Here is a 22,233-nt window from a genome sequence, read left to right as displayed (position 1 = left end):
AGATACTGGGCTTTTTGTTTTACGCTATTACTTGATAGCTTTTAACTAGAATACTTTTTGCTCGCTTATTATGTACTGTGATTAAGCAGTGCCTTTAGTTTGCCCGGTTTAATTGGCTTACTTAAATAATGAATATTAGCGGCTTTGGTTTCTTGTTTAAGCTCGGTGTCGCGTACTGCGGTAATTAAAATAGCGGGTACTTGGCTTTGCCAAATTTCGCGCAGGGTTTTAATTAGCGTTATGCCATCGCAATCATTGCCTAATTGGTAGTCCATTAAAATAACATCGGGTGCACCGTTTTGCTTAGCGTGCGCCAGTACATTATTTACATTATCAAATAGCGTGTAATTAGCTTGCCACTTTTTAAGTAAGCTTGCCATTGCAGCTAGGTTTTCAGGGTCGTCGTCTACGGCAACAATATTAATTGCTGCACGGTTTTCTATTAGGCTGTTTGTCGTACTTTTTTGTTGTACAAACTGCTCGTCGCCATAAGGTACCTCAATGCTAAAACGGCTACCTTTATTTGGCTCAGAATGCACATCAAGCGGCAAACTTAATAAGTCAGCCATACGTTTTACAACACCTAAGCCTAAGCCTACGCCTTTGTTATCGCCCGACTCAACACGGTAAAAGTCATTAAATATTTTAGCTTGTTCTACTTCGCTAATACCTGGGCCTGTATCCCATACTTCTATCCGTAAATTATGCTTTCGGTTCCTACAGGCAATTAATACACGGCCATTATCGGTGTATTTAACTGCATTAGAGACCAAGTTTTGAATAATTCGGCGTAAATAGGTTATATCGCTGTGCACAATTTGCTGGTTTGAACGCACACTAAGCTTAAGACCTTTATCACTTGATAAAATAGCGTATTCACTTTGCAGTGGGGCTAAAATATCTTCAATATAAAAATGGCGAGGGGTTGGGGTCATAGCGCCTTGTTCTAGCTTGGCTATTTCAAGTAGTGCCGACATTAAGTGCACGGTTGAATCGAGACTGTCGCCTAATTTTTCAAAGCTGTTTTGGTTAGTGCTGTCGAGTTGCTTTTCGTCAATGGCAGCAAGGTATAAACGTGCTGCGTTTAACGGCTGTAAAATGTCGTGGCTCGCCAGTGCTAAAAAGCGCGTTTTACTGTCGTTGGCTTGCTCTGCTTCTCGTTTGGCTAAAGTAAGTGCTTGCTCGGTTTGTACACGGCTATCTATTTGAGCTTGTAAGTCTCTATTAATGGTTTGCACTTCTTGAGTTCGCGCTTCTATGCGGTTTTCAAGGTCCATGTTTACTTCTTCAAGCGCATTTTGCGTACTTATGTGATTGGTAATATCCGAAAAGCTGGTAACAAATCCGCCATCGGGCAGCGGATTACCAATCATTTCGTATACTTGGCCATTACGACGGTGGCGAATAAAGTGATGCGAGCTGCCGTATTTTAAATGCTGCACACGTTTTTCTACTTGGCGTTCTATTTCGCCAGGGCCACATTCACCACGGTTAGCGTTGTATCTAATAATATCTTCTATGGGTTGGCCTACTTCTAAAAATCCTTCAGGGTAGCCGAACATTTCGCTGTAGCGTTTATTCCAAGCTACTAGCTTTAAATCTTTATCGACAACTGAAATACCATGGCTTAAATTTTCTAGTGAGGTAAATAACAGATTTTGATTAAATTGCAGCGCTTGTGTGGTTTCGTCAAAAAAGTTTACAACTTCTTCAAACGCCATACGCTTACCCGACGATACCGTATGTATTAATGCTTGCGCGGAAGATGCGCCCAGCACGCCTGTTAACGCGCGTTCGCAGTAGGCTATAAATTCAGGCTCTGGGTGTGCGTTGTTATCGCTTAAGTGATGGGCGAGTGCGTAATGCGCCAATACTTGTTGGCTGCGCTGAATACCTAAAAAGGTTTGCAGTAGTATTTTAAAGTCGTAAACAGTGGCTTTTACGTCTTTATTTAAGCGCCTTGATAAAATAGCCTGATCTTTAGGGTTAACAAAAGCAGCTGCCTGAATCTTATCAATTAAGCGTTCCTCAGCCCCAAGTGAAAAACTAATATAACACCCAATATTGGCAAACAAAGCTATCAAGGTTCCGCGTGTTATAAGCGTTTGTTGTAGCTCGCTATCAAGCGTTGCACCGGCATCGAGTATTGGCAGCATTAAAAATAGTACCCAGCAAATAAAGCCCGCTACTAAACCTGCATAAACCCCATAAGCATGGCCTTTTCGCCAGTATAAACCGCCCACAATAGCGGGTAATAATTGAGTAACAAGTGAAAAAGCAACTAAGCCCATACTTGCCAGTGCGCTGCTATGGCCAAACCATTGCTGATAGAAATAGGCCAAAATTAATATGCCTGCAATAGCAAAGCGCCTTACAAGCAAAATACGAGACTTATAACTGGTGGTAATTAAGTTGCGTTTAAATTTACGACGTAGCATTAGGGGTAATACCACATCGTTTGAAATCATCGTGCTTAATGTAAGCGTTGCTACCACTATCATTGCGGTGGCGGCTGATAGTCCACCTATAAATACAAAGGTGGTTAAAAAGGCGTTGTCGTTAATTAACGGTAGGGCAAGTACAAAGCTATCTGGTGAATAGCCGCTGCCAATTTCAGGATGAATAGCCGCAGTAGCAATAGGTAAAATCATTGCGGCAGTTAATAGTAAATACAGCGGAAAAGCCCAGCGAGCGGTAAGTAAGTGGCGTTTGTTTTGGTTGTCGACCACGGTTACATGAAACTGGCGTGGTAAACATATAATAGCCGCCGCAGCCATTAAAGACTGGCCAATAAAGTTAAAGCTAAAGAAGTTAAAGTCGCTCCAATGGGCCCAAATCGACTCGGTTACTTTATTTGAAGTAGGCTCTGGCATATTAAATAAGGTGTAAACAGCAAGGCCTGCTACAGCAATAAGTGCAATAAGTTTAATCATTGATTCAAACGCGACAGCAAGCATTAACCCAGAGCGATACTCTGTTACGTCCACTTTGCGGGTACCAAAAAATATTGCAAATAAGGCCATAATTAATGTGGCAGAAAGCGCGAGCATATCGCCTGATATTTTATTACTGTTTTGCAAAAGTAAAAAGCTGGTACTAAGCGCTTTTAATTGCAGTGCAATGTAGGGAATAGTCGCCAGCAGCGCAATAACAGTAACCATAATAGCGGTAGTTTGGCGTTTGCCGTAACGAGCTGAAATAAAGTCAGCAATAGTGGTTATGTTTTGTTTTTTGCTTACCAGTACCAGCTTACGTAAAAACCCTTGGCCGAATAAAAACAGCAGCGCAGGGCCCAATAATATTGGCAAATAACTCCAACTGCTGGTGGCGGCTGTACCCACTGAGCCGTAGTAAGTCCAAGAGGTACAGTAAATCCCAAGTGAGAGTGAATACACAAAAGGGTGATGGCTAATACGCTTTGCCAAAGGGGTTGTTTTATCGCCCCAATTGGCGAGCCAAAACAGCACACCTATATAACTTAAAGCAACAATAATGAGTACGGCAGTCATGTTGTTATTAAACCTTATTATTTTAAATAGTCCCCCAACCCTATGAGGGATTAACACAATACCAGAACTGAGGTTAAGTGTGAGGCTTGAATTTAAAATAAAACTTTCATTTTATTTCTATCTTATTGAATATTAATAACAAAAATAAAATCATCTCAAGCATTAGACTAATGTCGCATTAATGACCAACTTATCAATTTAATCATAAAGCCAGCTTACAAAAACAGCCTAAGTAATTGAAATAATATAAAAATATATAAAACACGCTTGAATGATAAATACAGTTTACGTAAACGTTAACAAGCTGTTACGACTATGGTCTCAATTCAATATGTAACCAGCGTTGCTAAATTGGTAAGCGAAGATAAAAAACCACTCATCGCGATATTGCGGTGCTTAAAGGGGAAAACAAAAATGGCTTTTAAAGATGAAGAACAAGCAAAAGCTTATTGGGCAGAAAACATTTCGCTGTTATTTAAACTGTTAGCAGTGTGGTTTGTTGTGTCTTTCGGCTTTGGCATATTACTGGTTGATGTACTTAATGAAGTGCGTTTTTTTGGGTTTAAACTTGGCTTCTGGTTCGCCCAGCAAGGCGCGATTTATACCTTTGTTGCTTTGATTTTTGTGTACGTTTTCAAAATGAATACGTTAGATAAAAAATACGGCGTAGACGAATAGGAGCTAAGCAATGGATGTTCAAACACTCACGTTTATAATTGTTGGTTTAAGCTTTGCGCTTTATATCGGCATAGCAATTTGGGCCCGTGCGGGTTCAACTAAAGAGTTTTATGTAGCAGGTGGCGGCGTACCTCCTCTTGCTAATGGTATGGCAACGGCTGCCGATTGGATGAGCGCCGCGTCGTTTATTTCAATGGCGGGTATTATTTCGTTTGCAGGTTACGATGGCAGTGTTTACTTAATGGGGTGGACAGGTGGTTATGTACTATTAGCCATGTGTTTAGCGCCTTACTTACGTAAATTCGGCAAGTTTACTGTGCCTGATTTTATTGGCGACCGTTACTACTCACGCACCGCGCGTTTAGTAGCAATTGTATGTGCCATATTCATTTGTTTTACTTACATTGCAGGGCAAATGCGTGGCGTAGGCGTAGTATTTTCACGCTTTTTAGAAGTAGAAATTGAAACTGGTGTTTACATTGGTATGGTGATTGTATTCTTTTATGCGGTACTTGGCGGCATGAAAGGGATTACCTATACACAAGTAGCGCAGTATTGTGTACTTGTATTTGCCTACCTTGTACCAGCTATTTTCATCTCGATGATGATGACGGGTCACTTCTTCCCACAAACCGGTTTTGGTGCCACATTAATTGGCAGCGATGGCGTGTACGTACTTGATAAACTAGACGGCTTAAGCGCTGAACTTGGTTTTGCGCAATATACCGAAGGCTCTAAGAGCATGATTGACGTGTTCGCTATTACTGGCGCGTTAATGGTAGGTACTGCTGGTTTACCACACGTAATTGTTCGCTTTTTCACTGTACCTCGTGTAAAAGACACGCGTATTTCTGCAGCATGGACACTTGTGTTCATCGCGATTGTTTATACTACAGCACCTGCGGTTGCAGCCTTTGCTCGCGTAAACATGGTTGATACTATTAATGGTAAAGACGGTAGCGGTACAGCTTACGCAGAAGCACCAGGATGGATTAAAAACTGGGAACGCACAGGTTTAATTACATTTGATGATAAAAACGGCGATGGCAAAATGTTCTACACGGCGGGTAAAATCACCGATCCGAACAGTGCTAACGAAGTAAACGTAGACCGCGACATTATGGTATTAGCAAATCCAGAGATTGCTAACTTACCAGCATGGGTAATCGCACTTGTAGCTGCTGGTGGTATTGCCGCTGCACTTTCTACAACAGCAGGTTTACTATTGGTTATTTCGACCTCCGTTTCGCACGATTTACTCAAGCGAACTCTCAAGCCCGATATTACCGACAAGCAAGAGTTACTTGCAGCGAGGTTGGCAGCCATGGTCGCTATTGTTATCTCCGCGTACTTTGGTATTAACCCGCCTGGGTTTGTGGCATCGGTAGTGGCATTTGCATTCGGCTTGGCGGCAGCGAGTTTCTTCCCAGCAATTATTATGGGTATATTCTCTAAAACAATGAACCGCGAAGGCGCAATTGCAGGCATGGTAACGGGTATTGGCTTTACCGCTGCATATATCATTTTCTTCAAGTTTGTTAGCCCAGAGCTAAACAGCCCTGAAAACTGGTTCTTAGGTATTTCGCCTGAAGGTATTGGCTTAATTGGTATGATTATTAACTTTGCAGTTGCTGCAATTGTTCTTAAGTTTACTAAACCTACACCAGTTGAAATTCAAGAAATGGTTGAAAGCATTCGTAACCCTAAAGGGTCTGCAGAAGCACACGACCACTAGGCTACAATTTATAGATATAGTTTAGAAAACATAAAGCACCAAAAGCCCGACTTTAGTCGGGCTTTTTATTTGTTTAATAAATAAGTACATTAGATTGGTACATCACCATTTAAAGAGCGAATACAATGAGTGTAGAACAACAAGAAATAGCCCAATACGTTTGTTTGCAAGCACCTTTTACACTGCTTGATAGCAGCGCATACGAATATTTTGTAAATCATCTTGATATTATTTACCTCACCCGCGAAAACCAGACTCAGTGGTTACAAAGTGAAAACCCTAAACTGTTTTTAATTCGCTCTGGTTTGTATGACCTAGTTGATGGTAAGGGCGATGTTGTTACACGCTTAGCGCAAGGTGACTACTTTGGTTTTCCGTCGCTGTTAACCGGTGAGGCAATTCAAAATAGGTTGGAAGTACAAAAAGAGGGCATAGTGTATATGCTCTCTCAAACGCACTTTGATTTTTTACGCAGAGAATATAAATCGTTTGAGCAATACTTTGTACGCGCTCATGCTAACCGGTTGTTGTCATCGCATTATAAAAGTAAAAACGATAGTTGGTCTGAACGTAAAATATCAGAGCTGATGACCCGCACCGCCATTACGCTTTCGCCCGATGCAAGTATTAGGCAAAGCGCTAAAAAAATGAAAGAGCATGGCGTATCGTCAATAATGATAACGCAGCACGCGCACTTAGTAGGGGTGGTAACCGACCGCGACTTACGTAATCGAGTACTTGCCGACGAAGTAGATCCACAAGACGCAGTAAGCAGTATTATGACCGCCAAGCCCAAGTTTATATTTGAAAATAACCGGGTGTTTTCGGCGCTGCACTTAATGCTTAAATACAATATTCATCATTTACCCGTGCTTGACGAAAACCACAACCCGATAGGGATGATAACGAGCACCGATTTACTGCGCCAACAAAAAAGCGACCCCGTACAGCTTATTGGGCGCATATATAAAGCGCATACTGTTACTGATTTAAAACGCTACGCAAAAGAAATCCCCGAACTTTTGCGTGGTTTTTCGTACAACATTGACGACATATCATTAATTGGTAAATTACTCAGTGGTTTAACCGATGCGCTTACATCGCGCCTTATTCACTTATTTCAAGAAGAGCATGGCGCAGCGCCAACCAGCTTTAGTTTTATTTGCTTTGGCTCGCAAGCACGCGAAGAACAAACCTTGCATTCAGATCAAGACAACGGCTTATTACTCCCTAACGACTTAACCCCCGATCAACACGCTTACTTTAAAAGTATGGGAGAGTTTGTATGTGAAAACTTAGTTGAGTGCGGCATTAGGCGTTGCCCTGGTAATATTATGGCAAGCAGCGATGAGTGCCGAATGAGCGTAAACGACTGGAGCGAGCGCTTTTTTAAATGGATAAAAAGCCCCACACCCAATGCAATGCTTAACTGTAAGATATTTTTTGACCTGCGATTTATTGAAGGTTCAAACACTTTATACACGGCTTTTTGCGAGCAACTAATTCGTATATCGCGTAACGACTTATTCTATGCCGCAATGGCAACCGACATAAGCAGCAACAGCGTGCCAATTGGTTTATTTAATAAATTTAAAACCGAAAAAACAGATCAAAATAATAAATACATAGATTTAAAAAAACGTGGTGTCGTAATTATAAATGACATAGTGCGGTTATACGCTTTAAAAGCGGGTATTAGGCGCGCCAACACACAAGAGCGGTTGGACGCACTACTAAAACATAAACTGATCAGCAAAGAAGATATATACAACCTAAAAGACTGCTGGCGGTTCTTAACGCAGCTTCGTTTGAGTACACAAATAAACGAAGAGGGCTTACCGAGTAATTGCATTAACCCTAATAAATTAAACTCACTAGAGCGCCATCAACTAAAAGAAGCGTTTTACCTTGTTAAACAAGCGCAGCAAGCCGCCGCGTTTAAGTTTGCTCGCGGCAGTTTATAATGATGGATTACTAACATGGTAAAAAAGCTGCTCACTCGGTATTTAAAGCGCCGTAAATTACTAGGTAAAAATGCCTTACAACAACGTTATTTGGTGATTGATTTAGAGCTCACTGGGCTTGATGCAAAACAGCACGAAATTGTATCGGTAGCGTGGGTGATAATAGATAACCAATGTATAAAAATGAGCGAGTCACAGCACCTTATAAATAAAGACGTAAAAAGCCTTGAGCAAAGTCCTGTTTTTCATGGAATTAGCGACGATGCTATAACAAAAGGACAGAGCTTGTGCAGTATATTAACGCGACTAAGCAGCCACTTTAGTGATTGTATTTTAGTGTTTCATAATGCCATGCTCGATTGGGGGTTTTTAAAAATAGCGCTTAAAAATGCCAATATAACTATACGTCCTAAACTCATAATCGACACACTCCATATTGAACAAAAGCGCTTACTCCATCATTCAACTGAAATAAAACAAGATGATTTAACCCTTAATGCATGCCGCACACGTTATGAGTTACCAAGCTATCATTGCCATCATGCCCTTACTGATGCACAAGCCACCGCAGAGTTACTGCTAGCCCAGTGCCATCAAATAAGCCGTGGCAAAGAGTTAAAATTAGGCGAGTTGATGTAGGTTGGCTGTAGGCGGGGCTTTATGCCGCGTGAGATAAACTCCCGCCTACAATAAAGAGCAGTTTACTTTTATTGTTATCCGTATGACTATAGGTACAGTTACGTAGTCATTATTTAACTAATTACTCCAAGGAACGAATATGAAACTCATTATCACTATTTTTCTAACATTATTCCCACTTATCACTTTTGCTAATTCAAGCTTGCCTGCTAATCGCCATATTGCAGTGCAGGGTACTGCAGAGGTATTAGCAAAGCCCGATATGGCTAAGATTTCTTTTGAAGTAATAAGCTTTAAAGACAAATCACTTGATGCTAAACGTGATGTTGATGATCGAGTAAATTTGTTACTTAAAGGATTAAGCAAGTACGGTGTTAAGGAGACGGATGTTTCTGCTACAAGCCTGTTAACTTACAATGATGACGACAAGTTTAATGTCGAGAGCGGTACAGCAATTAATGCAGGATATGTAGCAACAAGAACACTTAAAGTAACATTAAGAAATATTGAAAAGTTGAATGATTTTATCGATTTTGCATTAAGTGTAAAAATTAATGAACTGACGAATATTGAGCTTATGTCTTCTAAAGCCGCGCAGTTAGAAGCTGAAGCAACACAAGGCGCAATAGATAACGCTATAGTTAAAGGGGGTAAGCTTGCTAAAGCATTTGGCGCAGAGCTTGGAAAAATTTACAGCATTAATTCAAATTCTAACCGTTCAAGTTATGGTTATGGCGCAGATAATTTTGAGAGAATAGTTGTAACCGGTTCTAAAGTTACTAGAAATCCATTTGAGCAAGGTAGATACCTGCAAGAAACTATTACATTTAAATCATCAATAAACGTGGTGTTTGATTTAGAAGTAAATGAATAAGTTAAAATTTTCATTTCAAATACATTTTCATAATGTAAGCTGGCTTTAAGTTTTTGATTAATTTGAAGGTAGCCATATTATGAGCGATGAAAATAACACGTTAAAAGCACAAACTGAGGCAAAAATAGCGGCAGGGCGTAAAGGTAATCCTGATTTTATGAAAGGTGTTGATGAAACGATTGCACAAGCAAAAGCGTTTCAACAAGGTGCTAATGCGCTTGATTTAAACCAAAGCGCACCAAGTTTTGAGTTACCAAATCAACATGGTCAATCGGTGCAGTTAACCGAGTTACTTGCTAAAGGACCTGTGGTTGTTACTTTTTATCGTGGAAGTTGGTGTCCGTACTGCAATTTACAGCTCAAAGCGCTTCAAGCACGTTTACCTGAAATTCACGCATTAGGCGCACAATTGGTGGCTATTAGCCCGCAAGTACCCGATGGCTCACTTAGTGATGATGAAATAAGTAAAATGGATTTTTTAGTGCTGAGTGATCAAAATGCCGATGTAGCAGCAAGTTACGGCGTAGCATGGCAAGTACCCACATTTTTACTAGAGCATATGCGAGTAGACCGAGGCCTAGATTTAGAGTCGGTTAACAATGGCAATAGTAGTGTTTTACCGATCCCTGCCACCTTTGTTTTAGATAAACAAGGTAAAGTGACTTGGCGTTATGTTGATGTTGATTATCGCACTCGTTCTGAGCCAGAAGATATAATTAACGCATTGAAAAATTTAGTATAAAAAACTTAATTTTAAAAGTCAGAACCCTCGAAGAGCTTGCAATGCCTAAGCTCTTTAACCTTAATTTAAAGTTTCTAATGCTTCCCTCTTATAATCAGATGCAAGGTCGATTACAATACAGACATCTAAAAGGCGTATTGCCTTTATCTGCACGCTAAAAGAGTGGATTTTATATTTCATGGCAATCAAACTTGCAATTAATGGTTTTGGTCGTATTGGTCGAAATATTGTCCGCGCGTTATACGAGTCTGGTTTGAGCGACGATATAAAAATTGTTGCGATTAACGAACTTGCTGATCCTGAAGCTATTGCTCATTTATTAAAATACGACACATCCCACGGTCGTTTTTCTTTTCCTGTAAAACTTGGTGAAGACACCATTAGTGTTGCAGGCGATACCATTGCACTTTTTTGTGAAGAAAACCCAATTGAATTACCTTGGCAAACGCTCGATGTAGACGTTGTACTTGAATGTACTGGTGTTTATCACTCGCGTGAACATGCGCAGTTACATATTACCGCAGGCGCTAAAAAGGTGTTGTTTTCGCATCCGGCCGATAACGATGTTGATGCTACGATTGTGTATGGCATTAACGACGATGAGCTTAAAAACGAGCACACAATTGTGTCTAACGGCTCGTGTACAACTAACTGTGTTGTGCCGGTTATTAAAGTATTAGATGATGCATTTGGTATTGAGTCGGGCGCTATTACAACGATTCATGCGTCGATGAACGATCAACAAGTGATTGATGGTTATCATCATGATTTACGCCGTACTCGCGCTGCAAGCCAATCAATTATTCCAGTTGATACAAAGCTCGCCCGTGGTATAGACCGTATTTTACCTAAATTTAAAGGCCGTTTTGAAGCCATCGCCGTACGTGTACCGACTATAAATGTCACGGCAATGGATTTAAGTGTAACGGTTAATACCGATGTAGATTTAAACGCAGTAAATAACGCACTTAAAGCACAAGCAAAAGACCGCTTAGAAGGTATTTTAAGTTATACCGAAGAGCCGCTTGTGTCGGTTGATTTTAATCACGACCCACATTCTTGTATTATTGATGGCACACAAACACGTGTTAGTCACAAACGACTGATAAAGTTATTAGTATGGTGTGATAACGAATGGGGTTTTGCTAATCGTATGCTCGACACAGCGCGTGCTATGATGGCAGTGAATAAGTAATTTATTAATATAATAATTTTAAACGTATTTTTCAGGTTCAGTATCGTTAACTAAGGAGATGTTCATGTCGGTCATAAAAATGGCAGATTTAGATTTAAACGGCAAACGCGTATTAATTCGTGAAGATTTAAATGTACCAGTTAAAGCAGGTAAAGTGACGTCTGATGCGCGTATTCGTGCAGCACTACCTACTATTAAATTAGCGCTTGAGATGGGTGCTAAAGTAATGGTTATGTCACACCTTGGCCGTCCTACGGAAGGGGAATATGATGAAGCGTTTTCGCTAGCACCTGTCGCTGATTACTTAAACGATGCCCTTGAGCAAACTGTACGTTTAGAAAAAGATTATCTAAACGGTGTTGATATTGCTGATAACGAAGTTGTTGTTTTTGAAAATGTGCGCTTTAACAAAGGCGAGAAGAAAAACGACGAAGCGTTATCTAAGCAACTTGCAGCACTGTGTGATGTATATGTAATGGATGCATTTGGTACGGCTCACCGTGCACAAGCATCTACGCATGGCGTTGGCTTATTTGCTGATGTGGCATGTGCAGGTCCATTGTTATCAGCTGAACTAGAAGCGTTAGGCAAAGCACTTGATAACCCAGCTCGTCCATTAGTGGCGATTGTTGGTGGTTCTAAAGTTTCAACTAAGCTAACCGTTTTAGATTCACTTTCTAAAATTGTTGACCAATTAGTTACCGGTGGCGGTATTGCAAATACCTTTATTGCTGCATCAGGTAGCCCAGTTGGTAAATCGCTTTACGAACCAGATTTAATGGATGAAGCTAACCGCTTATGTGCAGCAGCGATTGCTAATAATGGTGAAATTCCGGTACCGACTGACGTAGTTGTTGGTAATGAGTTTTCTGAATCTGCTGTAGCTACGCTTAAAGATGTAAGCGAAGTAACAAGCGACGATATGATTTTTGATATTGGTCCTGATACAGCGAGCAAACTTGCAAAAATTATTGCAAATGCGGGCACTGTTGTATGGAATGGCCCTGTTGGCGTGTTCGAGTTTGACCAATTTGGTAATGGCACACGTGCTATTGCACAAGCAATTGCTAACTCAAATGCGTTTTCAATTGCTGGTGGTGGTGATACCTTAGCCGCAATTGATAAATACGGCATTGCCGATAAAGTTTCTTATATTTCTACTGGTGGTGGTGCGTTCTTAGAGTTTTTAGAAGGCAAAAAACTTCCAGCAGTTGAAATGCTAGAGTCGCGCGCTAAGTAATTTTAGTAGCGTAAGGTGAGGGGGTAATAGCCCTCACCGACAATTAATTATTAAATACCTCTCACCCTAATTTAATAGTTAATTTAGACGGAATATTACTGCAAAGCAGTGGTTTTTCGTGGCGTTGTTATAACGCCAAACTAACACATCCGTTCAAACTAGATGGTAGGGAACTACTGTCGATAAATTGGAGAATACCCAATGGCTTTAATCAGTATGCGACAACTTTTAGATCATGCAGCAGAGCATGGTTACGGCGTACCTGCTTTTAACGTTAACAATCAAGAGCAAATGCGCGCAATAATGGAAGCGGCTGACAAAACAAACAGCCCAGTAATCGTTCAGGGATCAGCTGGCGCACGTGCTTATGCTGGTGCTCCATTTATTCGTCATATGATTTTAGCAGCCGTAGAAGAATGGCCACATATCCCCGTTGTTATGCACCAAGATCACGGCACATCGCCAGGTGTATGTCAGCGTTCAATTCAGCTTGGTTTTTCATCAGTAATGATGGATGGCTCGTTAATGAGCGACGGTAAAACTCCTTCAAGCTACGAATACAATGTAGAAGTAACGCGCGAAACTGTTGCTATGGCTCATGCTTGTGGCGTATCGGTTGAAGGCGAGCTAGGTGTTCTTGGTTCACTTGAAACAGGTGAAGCTGGCGAAGAAGATGGTGTTGGCGCAGAAGGGTTACTAACCACTGAGCAAATGCTAACAGACCCTGAAGAAGCGGCTGACTTTGTAAATAAAACACATGTTGATGCACTTGCAATTGCCTGTGGTACTTCGCATGGAGCTTATAAATTTACTCGCCCACCAACAGATGACATTTTAGCGATTGACCGCATTAAAGCGATTCATGCACGTATTCCTAACACGCATTTAGTGATGCATGGTTCATCTTCAGTTCCTCAAGAATGGTTAGAAATTATTAATCAGTATGGTGGCGAAATTCCAGAAACTTATGGTGTGCCAGTTGAACAGATTGTTGAAGGCATTAAGTTTGGTGTTCGTAAGGTAAATATTGATACCGATTTACGTTTAGCATCTACCGGTGCAATTCGCCGTCATATGGCGTTAAACCCATCTAACTTCGATCCACGTAAATACTTAGCTGAAGCGACTAAAGCAATGACAGAGATTTGTGTTGCACGCTATAACTCGTTTGGTACTTCTGGTCAGGCTAGTAAAATTAAGCCAATTTCACTTGATGAAATGCACCTTAAATACTTAAGCGGCGAACTAGACCCTAAAATTAGATAATAGATCAATTTATAATTGATCATTATTAGGGCCTGTTTATCTTTCGAGGTTAAATTTGCAGCAGTATGTTTGGTATTTAGGCAAGGCAGAGCCTATGCAGTGTGGTTATTCCCCATAAATAGGCGATAACGTGGAATAAATGCCAAACATGCGCTGCCCGAAGGGTTCTGCCTAGGGGCAATTTACTCTTTGTTGCCTACATGGATGTAGGTAAGGGGCGTGAGCAGGACGCGGAAGCTTTGCTCGGTTTTTACTTAGCCCGCTAGGTTACAAACCTCACGCCGCGATTAAATCGCCCCTAGATTGAACAAATTTTAATCCTGAAAGGTCAACAGGCCCTAAGCCAGTAACTTTGTTGCTGGCTTTTTTAATGTCAGCCCTTTTTATATTGCAGGTTACGGCTTCTATTGATCAGATCGCTGTACTATCAACGCCGTACTTTGGGATCACGCATTTACTAACACAGCCTTTTCGGATCATTACTTTACTAAGCCAAATACACTTTTTCGCTATTTTAGGCTCTGAGATAATTTGATCGTTATTTATTTGTATAAACAATCAACAACTTATGGCTTTGACTAGGTACAACTCTGATCTGAGAGTGGATCGGCTTGGTAAAAATCTGATCCTTTTTTTTGGGCTTAGTAAAATTTAGATCTATTTTTAAACGTATTGATTGTTACACAGGCGGGTTTGTTAATTTTAAAATAGCTTTAAAGTTACTTTTAAACGATCGATCTGTAAAAAAGTCTTGGTTAGTAAAACAATGATCCCAGTTAATTTTGTATTATTTAATGATTCAACTAGCGACAAAAAGCAGATAATTTCAAAAATTAGCTATTTTATAAATTTATCGTAAATCTCTTTTTATTACGTTAAATATTAAAAAGGTTTTAAAAATATGACGTTAATGAGGTTTTTTGTCACTAATTTGTGTTTTTTTTACCATCATTTTAATTTACACGTTACACTTTCATAAAAATGTCATACTTAGTCATAATAATGAAAACTAATTCGATAGCGTAAGAGATAAATTGGAATGTCACGTAAAGTACTAGTCGTAGATGACGAAGCTCCTATCAGGGAGATGTTGGTTTTTGTTTTAGAGCAAAATGGATTTCAAGCAATTGAAGCAGAAGATTACGACTCTGCTATTGCAGCTATGGTTGAACCTTACCCAGATATGGTTTTACTTGATTGGATGTTACCAGGTGGAAGCGGTATTCAAATTGCTAAAAAGTTTAAGCAAAACGAACACACCCGCCAAATCCCAATTATTATGCTTACAGCCCGTGGCGAAGAAGAAGACAAAGTACGCGGTCTTGAAGTAGGTGCTGACGATTACGTAACTAAGCCGTTTTCTCCTAAAGAGCTTATGGCGCGTATTAAAGCGGTTATTCGCCGTGTATCGCCAACCTCATTAGAAGAAGCTATTGAAGTACATGGCCTGCGTTTAGACCCTATTTCGCATCGTGTTACCTCAGAAGGTAACGAGCTTGATATGGGGCCAACCGAATTTAGATTACTGCACTTTTTTATGACTCACCCAGAGCGTGTTTATAGCCGTGAACAACTGCTTGATCATGTATGGGGAACTAATGTTTACGTAGAAGATCGCACGGTTGATGTGCACATTCGTCGTCTGCGTAAAGCAATTGGCCCACTTGGACATGACCGTTTGGTGCAAACTGTACGTGGTGCTGGATATCGTTTTTCAAGTAAGCTGTGATCAGCTTAAAGCTTAGCTAATGTATGAAATACGCATGTATTACTACTCTAAGGTAAAGTGAGTGTATGTATCGAGTTGTTAATAAGCAGGCGTTAGTAAAGCGCCTGTTTATCTATTTTTTACCCTTACTATTAATTGGTGTGCTGGTTGGCGCGCCATTTTTGCTTTTATTTTTAGGATCTTTTTCCCTCCTTATTTGGCACTACCATCAACTTTATCGTTTGAGCGATTGGCTACTTAATCAACGTAGCTTTAATCCACCTGAGGGCGAGGGTGCATGGGAGCAAGTGTTTGAAGGTATTTATCATCTACAGCACCGTAATCGTAAAAAACGTAATGAGCTTGCTGATTTAATTCGTCGCTTTCGCGATGGAGCTGAAGCAGTACCTGATGCGGTAGTGGTACTGCAAAACGATTTAAGTATTGTGTGGTGTAATCAATTAGCCCTTAAAGTGCTTGGTTTGCAGTGGCCAACCGATCATGGTCAGCGTCTTGATAATTTAATTCGCGAACCTAAGTTTGCTAAATACATGCACAAAGGTGAATTTGACGACGCGCTTGAGCTGGATAACGGCCATAGCATTGAGCAAGTACTAGAATTTAGGGTAATGCCTTATGCAAGCACGCAACTTATGGTTGTTGTGCGTGATGTAACGCGATTAAAACAGCTAGAACAGATGCGTAAAGACTTTGTAGCCAATGTGTCACACGAACTACGTACACCGCTTACAGTGGTTACTGGCTATCTTGAGATGATGGATGGCGACATGATGCCGCCGCCAGCAATGTGGAACAAAGCGCAAAATACTATGCTTGAACAATGCAAGCGCATGGATAGCTTAGTCAGCCAATTACTATCGCTTTCGCGTATTGAAGGTGCTCGTCGCCAAGATAACGATAAAGCCATAAACGTACCGCAATTACTTGGTTATATTCACACTGAGGCAAACTCAATTAATCAAGACAAAGGCCATGAGCTTATTTTTAATATTGATAAAACCCTTGATATTAAAGGCTCTGAGGATGAACTGCGTAGTGCGTTTTCTAATTTAGTATTTAACGCCATTCATTACACTAAACCCGGTGGCAAAGTGGAAGTGTGTTGGCAGCGCAAAAACAATAAAGCGTGTTTTAGTGTTACCGATAATGGTGATGGTATTGCGCCAGAGCATATTAACCGTTTAACTGAGCGTTTTTATCGTGTTGATAAAGCCCGCAGCAGAACAACAGGTGGCTCAGGTTTAGGGCTTGCGATTACAAAACATGTACTAACGCGCCACGATAGTAAATTAAATATTAGCAGTGAAGTTAACAAAGGTTCGTGTTTTTCTTTCGAATTTTCAATAGATAAGATAGTTTCGCTAGCTAAGTAATTAGGCTGAAAAGCAAAGTCATAAAAGTGTCATTTAAGAGTAATGTAACTGTCATGTACTCACTTTAGAGTGGGCAGCAGTTAGAAAATGGGACGAACAAACCGGAGAACCCTACATGAAATTTAAAAACTTAGTTGCCGCAATGGGTGTGGCTGTTACAACTTTCGTATCTGCACAAGCAGTTGCTTTAGATCAAGATATTCCTGAGTATCAAAAAATTAGTGGTGTTTCAGGTAACTTCTCATCAGTAGGTTCTGACACTTTAGCCAACATGATGACGTTCTGGGCTGAAGAGTACAAACGTATTTACCCAAATGTAAATATTCAAATTCAAGCGGCAGGTTCTTCTACTGCACCACCGGCACTTACCGAAGGTACAGCTAACCTAGGTCCAATGAGCCGTAAAATGAAATCTAAAGAAATCGAAGCGTTCGAAAAACGTTACGGTTACAAGCCAACAGAAGTTCGCGTAGCTATTGATGCACTTGCTGTATTTGTACATAAAGATAACCCAATTGAAGGTCTTCGTATTGACCAAGTAGATGCTATTTTTTCATCTACTCGTAAATGTGGCGCACCAGAGCAAGTTAATCGTTGGAGCGATGTCGGCCTAACAGGCGATTGGGCTGCTAAAGACGTTCAGCTTTATGGACGTAACTCAGTGTCAGGTACTTATGGCTACTTTAAAAAGAAAGCACTGTGTAAAGGTGATTTCCGTAATAACGTAAATGAGCAACCGGGTTCTGCATCAGTAGTACAGTCAATTTCATCTTCATTAAATGCAATTGGTTACTCTGGTATCGGTTATAAAACATCGGGCGTGCGTACAGTACCGCTTGCTAAAAAAGGCGATAACTTTGTTGATGCAACACTTGATAACGTTGCGCAAGGTAAATACCCGCTATCGCGCTTTTTATATGTTTATGTGAATAAACACCCGAATAAGCCACTATCACCTATGGAAGAACAATTTTTAAGAATGGTACTTTCAAAAGATGGTCAGCAAATTGTAGAAAAAGATGGTTATGTACCACTTTCTGCAAAGCTAGTAAAAACAGAACTTAAAAAGCTTGGTTTGAACTAATACCAATTGCATTAAATTAGTGAGTTATTATAGCGATAAGAAAATAGCGCAATAACAAGGCTAAAATTATGATACATAGTTGTTCTATATAAATAATTTTTAACGTAGTTAGTGAGTTATTTAATACGCTAGAATGGTCATGTTTTTAATAAAATTGGTATGATAAACCATAGGCAATAAAAAACCGCTCACTGAGCGGTTTTTTTGTGCCTAAAACTAAAAATTTTAAGGAATTAAATATTACCTAATTTTTCGGCTTGTACTTTACATTGATTATAGCTCTCAACACATTTTCCAGAGCATACTTGTTGCTTTAAGCCCTCAGCAGTTGTTTGCTGTTCACATGTACTTTCGCATTGGTAATTTTGTTGAGCACACTGATTCATTTCAGGGTTTTCAACTTGGTTTTGGCAACCTACTAATAGTGCAAAAGTAAGGGCGACTACGCTTGTTTTTATTAAAGTGTGCATGCTTCTTATCCTTAAAATGGAGTCGCAATAATATTAAATTTCGACTTGAATATTGTCGATCAATCTAACACCACCAAAATAGGCTGCGGCTAAAATAACAAATTGAGTATCTTCGATTGTAGCAGTTTTTAATGTATCTCGTTGAGCAATCTCAAAATAGTCTGGCTTTAGGCCAGCTTGCTCTAAGCTCTGTTTAGCTAAGCTTTCAAGTTTTACGAAGTCTTTTTCGCCGCTTTTAAGTTGCTCAGCGCATGTATTAAGTGCTTTAAATAATACGGTTGCAGTCGCTTTTTGCTCATCAGATAAGTAACCATTACGCGAGCTCATAGCAAGGCCAGAAACTTCTCGCATTGTAGGTACACCAATAACTTCGACCGGAATTGATAGGTCGCGCGCCATGGTTTTAATTACTTGCAGTTGCTGAAAATCCTTTTCACCAAAGCAGGCGTAATCGGGTTGTACAAGATTAAATAATTTTGTAACTACCGTGGCAACACCTCTAAAGTGACCAGGGCGTGAGCCACCACAGTAACCTAATGAAATATCAGGCACATCTACAAAGCTCTGTGCGCCAAGTCCATTTGGATAAATTGTCTCTACACTTGGGGTAAATACAATATCAGTGCCTAGTTCTGCAAGGCCTTGTTTATCTTCGTTTAGTGTACGAGGATAGTTATCTAAATCTTCGTTAGCACCAAATTGCATTGGGTTAACAAAAATACTCACAACGACTTTATCGGCTAAGTTTTTTGCTTTTTCTACTAGCGAAAAATGCCCACGGTGCAAGTTGCCCATCGTTGGCACAAGTGCCACGCTAAGACCCGCTTGGCGCCATGCTTTAATTTGACTACGTAACGATCTGATTTCAGTAATTGACTGCATTATTTAAACTCGTGTTCAGCGCTTGGAAACGCGCCATTTTTAACGTCTGTACAATACTTTTGAACGGCTGCAGGCATATTGCCTGTTTCGAGCAAAAAGTTTTTAGAAAATTTAGGAATGTAACCTGCTGAAATACCAACAAGGTCATGCATTACCAGTATTTGGCCGTCAGTTAAACTGCCTGCACCAATACCAATTGTTGGGATGCTTAGGGCGTCTGTAATGCGTTTTGCCAGTGCACTTGGAATACATTCAAGTACTAATAATTGTGCGCCAGCAGCTTCTAGTGCTTTTGCGTCATCAATCATTTTTTGTGCTTTGTCTTCTTCGCGACCTTGTATTTTAAAGCCACCAAATACATGTACTGACTGTGGTGTAAGGCCTAAATGCCCGCAAACTGGAATACCTTGTTGAGTAAGCGTTTTAATGCTCTCGTAAAGCCATTCTCCGCCTTCAAGCTTAATCATGTTTGCGCCAGCGCGCATAAGCTCAGCTGCATTTTTACAAGTATCACTTACGCTTGAGTAGGTCATAAAAGGTAAGTCAGCAATTACAAATAATTCGCGGCTACCAGCGCGTACACAGCGGGTATGATATGCAATATCTTGATTGGTTACGCCAAGGGTGTCATCGCCGCCTTGTAGTACCATGCCCAAAGAGTCGCCCACTAAAATAACTTCAACGCCGTTATCATGAAATAACTTTGCAAAACTAGCGTCGTAGGCTGTTAATGCAGTAATTTTGTTATTTTCTGCTTTCATTTTATTTAAAGTAGAAACGGTTATTTTAGACATAATATCCTCGCAGGCAAAAGCCTAGGTTAATTACAGAGGTAATTGTTGTAAGTCGTTGAGCGGTAAATTATTTGCAATGGTTTTTAATGCAATGCCGCTAGGTAAAATAAGTTCAGGTGCAAGCTCTAATAGTGGATAAACCACAAACTCGCGATTATTCAAACCATAATGAGGCACAGTTAAGCGCACCGTATTTATAATTTGATCATCAAATAATAGAGTATCTATATCAAGAGTGCGCGGACCCCAACGTTCAGCCTTTCTTACTCGACCATGCTCAAGTTCAATACGTTGCGTTAAATCAAGTAATTGCTCTGGCTCAAGGGTCGTTTTAATGCACGCTACTGCATTGATATAGTCTGGTTGATCTTGTGGGCCCATAGGCTTACTTGCATAGTAATGCGATACGTTTATAAATTCACAATTAGGCAGCTTTTTAAGCGCGATTACCGCGTTATCAAGCTGCTCTTTTGGTGAGTTTAGGTTGGCACCTAAACCCAAATAAACACAGTGCATGTTATTACTCAGCTGGCTTTTTAGTCGGTCGACGGCGCTTTCGCGGCTTAGGACCACCTTGGTGACCTAAGTTTTTAACCATCTCTTTTTGGCCGTTTATATCTTGGCTTAAGTATTGTGTCCACCACTGGGCAAGCTCAGTGTGCTGTGTTTCGCCTGCATCTACGCGTAAGAGTAAAAAGTCGTAGGCGGCTTTAAAGCGAGGTTGCTGCGTTAGTCTGTAAGCACGTTGGCCTGCACGTTTATCCAAACGGTGCTGAATATGCCAAATATCGCGAGCACCTAAAGTAAAGCGTTTAGGAACCGCAATGTGTTGTGAGTTATCGCTTAGTACTTTATTCATTGCTTGTGCGAAAGCATCGTATTCTGCAAGTTGTTCTTGGCTTTGAATCTTTTTAGTACGTTCAAGCAGCGGGAACCAAAGTAGTGCGGCAAAAATAAACGCTGGTGTTACTTTTTTATCTGCATTAATACGTTTGTCGGTATTTTGAAACATTTGCTGAATAAGCGTGTGTTCTAAGCCACTTGGATTTTTATCTAAGATTTTATCAAGCTCAGGAAACAGTGAGCGGAATAAGCCGTATTTACGCAGCATTAAAAAGTTAGCTTCGGCCTTGCCGTTTAAAAACAGCTTAAGAATTTCTTCAAATAAACGTGCCGGCGGAATGTTATCAAGCAAACTTGCAAGCTCACTAATTGGCTTTTCACTTTTAGGCGCAATGCTCATATCAAGTTTAGTAGCAAAGCGAACTGCACGTAACATACGAACAGGGTCTTCGCGGTAACGCGTTTCAGGATCGCCGATTAGCTCAATTTGTTTAGCTTTAATTGCCGCTAAGCCGTTGGCGTAATCGTGAATACTAAAATCTTTGATTGAGTAATAAAGTGCATTGATTGAAAAGTCGCGGCGTTCTGCATCTTCTTCAATACTGCCAAATACGTTGTCACGTAGTAATTGGCCTTCATCGCTTGATTGGCTTATTTGATTTTTGTCTTCTTGCGCTTCGTGGTGGCCACGCATAGTCGCCACTTCAATAATTTCACGACCAAATACAATATGTGCTAAACGAAAGCGACGGCCAATAAGGCGACAGTTTCTAAATAGTTTTTTTACTTGATCTGGCGTTGCATTAGTAACTACGTCAAAATCTTTTGGCTGTTGGCCTAACAATATATCGCGAATACAACCACCAACAAGGTAGGCATCGTAGCCACCGTCTTTTAAGCGGTATAATACTTTGATTGCATTTGGGCTAAATTGTTTGCGAGAAATACCATGCTCACCACGAGTGACAACAATAGGTTCACTGCTTACAGAAGCGCTTTCGGCACTGGTATTCGGGCCGATTATTTGTCGGCAAAATTGAAAAAGCTTGGAAATAATAGTCTGTCTCCTAGAAGGTGTGATTGACTCTGCATCGCAATCAAAAGTTACAGCAAATGGGGCGGTTATAGCCCAGTACAAGCTGTTTGACGTAATTAGCATATATTTAGGCGGCTATCATATACCAGCAGGGTTTAAAAATTAAGTTGATGTGTTGAA

18 protein-coding genes are annotated in these 22,233 nt (G+C 40.4%); 12 read left to right on the top strand and 6 right to left on the bottom strand.

Features of this window, described 5'->3' with window-relative positions; all coding sequences use genetic code 11:
* Window positions 1-68 precede the first annotated feature (68 nt).
* Window positions 69-3,509, bottom strand: a complete 3,441-nt coding sequence (locus tag GQR38_RS05645; protein ID WP_165722053.1) for a PAS-domain containing protein — start codon at window positions 3,507-3,509, stop codon at window positions 69-71.
* 414 nt (window positions 3,510-3,923) lie between these two features.
* Between GQR38_RS05645 and GQR38_RS05640 the strand changes: the two genes are divergently transcribed.
* From GQR38_RS05640 to GQR38_RS05585, 12 genes are all read left to right on the top strand, one after another.
* Entirely contained in the window at window positions 3,924-4,187 is a 264-nt protein-coding gene (locus tag GQR38_RS05640) for a DUF4212 domain-containing protein (RefSeq protein WP_002961535.1), read from the top strand.
* 10 nt (window positions 4,188-4,197) lie between these two features.
* The gene (locus GQR38_RS05635; protein ID WP_007587184.1) at window positions 4,198-5,922 is read left to right on the top strand and encodes a sodium:solute symporter family protein; all 1,725 of its coding nucleotides are present in this window, start codon (window positions 4,198-4,200) and stop codon (window positions 5,920-5,922) included.
* A 125-nt stretch (window positions 5,923-6,047) separates the two neighbouring features.
* Window positions 6,048-7,886: a DUF294 nucleotidyltransferase-like domain-containing protein gene (locus GQR38_RS05630; RefSeq protein WP_165722052.1), complete on the top strand. Its 1,839-nt coding sequence runs from the start codon at window positions 6,048-6,050 to the stop codon at window positions 7,884-7,886.
* A gap of 15 nt (window positions 7,887-7,901) precedes the next feature.
* Complete coding sequence (locus GQR38_RS05625) at window positions 7,902-8,525, top strand: 3'-5' exonuclease (RefSeq protein WP_165722051.1); 624 nt, start codon at window positions 7,902-7,904, stop codon at window positions 8,523-8,525.
* Window positions 8,526-8,664: 139 nt separating this feature from the next.
* Window positions 8,665-9,399, top strand: coding sequence for an SIMPL domain-containing protein (locus GQR38_RS05620; RefSeq protein WP_024593700.1), 735 nt, complete (start codon window positions 8,665-8,667; stop codon window positions 9,397-9,399).
* Window positions 9,400-9,478: 79 nt separating this feature from the next.
* Entirely contained in the window at window positions 9,479-10,141 is a 663-nt protein-coding gene (locus tag GQR38_RS05615) for a peroxiredoxin-like family protein (protein ID WP_024589750.1), read from the top strand.
* Window positions 10,142-10,319: 178 nt separating this feature from the next.
* Entirely contained in the window at window positions 10,320-11,336 is a 1,017-nt protein-coding gene (gene epd / locus GQR38_RS05610; RefSeq protein ID WP_007587176.1) for an erythrose-4-phosphate dehydrogenase, read from the top strand.
* Between the two features lie 64 nt (window positions 11,337-11,400).
* The gene (locus GQR38_RS05605; RefSeq protein ID WP_007587175.1) at window positions 11,401-12,576 is read left to right on the top strand and encodes a phosphoglycerate kinase; all 1,176 of its coding nucleotides are present in this window, start codon (window positions 11,401-11,403) and stop codon (window positions 12,574-12,576) included.
* A 201-nt stretch (window positions 12,577-12,777) separates the two neighbouring features.
* Entirely contained in the window at window positions 12,778-13,842 is a 1,065-nt protein-coding gene (gene fba / locus GQR38_RS05600) for a class II fructose-bisphosphate aldolase (RefSeq protein WP_007587174.1), read from the top strand.
* A gap of 1,039 nt (window positions 13,843-14,881) precedes the next feature.
* The gene (gene phoB, locus GQR38_RS05595; RefSeq protein ID WP_006791869.1) at window positions 14,882-15,571 is read left to right on the top strand and encodes a phosphate regulon transcriptional regulator PhoB; all 690 of its coding nucleotides are present in this window, start codon (window positions 14,882-14,884) and stop codon (window positions 15,569-15,571) included.
* A gap of 65 nt (window positions 15,572-15,636) precedes the next feature.
* Window positions 15,637-16,944, top strand: coding sequence for a phosphate regulon sensor histidine kinase PhoR (gene phoR, locus GQR38_RS05590; RefSeq protein WP_007587170.1), 1,308 nt, complete (start codon window positions 15,637-15,639; stop codon window positions 16,942-16,944).
* Between the two features lie 115 nt (window positions 16,945-17,059).
* A complete protein-coding gene (locus GQR38_RS05585) occupies window positions 17,060-18,028 on the top strand; it encodes a phosphate ABC transporter substrate-binding protein PstS family protein (protein ID WP_010554592.1) in 969 nt (322 codons plus the stop codon).
* 233 nt (window positions 18,029-18,261) lie between these two features.
* Here the strand turns inward: GQR38_RS05585 and GQR38_RS05580 are convergent, their stop codons facing one another.
* The 5 genes from GQR38_RS05580 to pcnB are packed head-to-tail and all read right to left on the bottom strand — an operon-like array spanning window position 18,262 to window position 22,176.
* Window positions 18,262-18,498, bottom strand: coding sequence for a hypothetical protein (locus tag GQR38_RS05580; RefSeq protein ID WP_165722050.1), 237 nt, complete (start codon window positions 18,496-18,498; stop codon window positions 18,262-18,264).
* A 33-nt stretch (window positions 18,499-18,531) separates the two neighbouring features.
* A complete protein-coding gene (gene panC / locus GQR38_RS05575; protein ID WP_007587167.1) occupies window positions 18,532-19,380 on the bottom strand; it encodes a pantoate--beta-alanine ligase in 849 nt (282 codons plus the stop codon).
* Window positions 19,380-20,174 (bottom strand): 3-methyl-2-oxobutanoate hydroxymethyltransferase, encoded by a 795-nt coding sequence (panB, locus tag GQR38_RS05570; protein ID WP_007587166.1) that lies wholly within the window; start codon window positions 20,172-20,174, stop codon window positions 19,380-19,382. Before panB ends, panC begins: the two co-directional genes overlap by 1 nt.
* 30 nt (window positions 20,175-20,204) lie before the next feature.
* Entirely contained in the window at window positions 20,205-20,690 is a 486-nt protein-coding gene (gene folK, locus GQR38_RS05565; RefSeq protein ID WP_007587165.1) for a 2-amino-4-hydroxy-6-hydroxymethyldihydropteridine diphosphokinase, read from the bottom strand.
* Window positions 20,691-20,694: 4 nt separating this feature from the next.
* Complete coding sequence (pcnB, locus tag GQR38_RS05560; protein ID WP_007587164.1) at window positions 20,695-22,176, bottom strand: polynucleotide adenylyltransferase PcnB; 1,482 nt, start codon at window positions 22,174-22,176, stop codon at window positions 20,695-20,697.
* Window positions 22,177-22,233: the final 57 nt, after the last annotated feature.

Origin of the sequence: Pseudoalteromonas sp. c7(2019) (genome assembly GCF_011378625.1) — a bacterium.
Classification (GTDB): Bacteria; Pseudomonadota; Gammaproteobacteria; order Enterobacterales; family Alteromonadaceae; genus Pseudoalteromonas; species Pseudoalteromonas arctica.
Note: the sequence above shows the minus strand (reverse complement) of the source record. Positions and strands in the feature narration are given on the sequence as shown.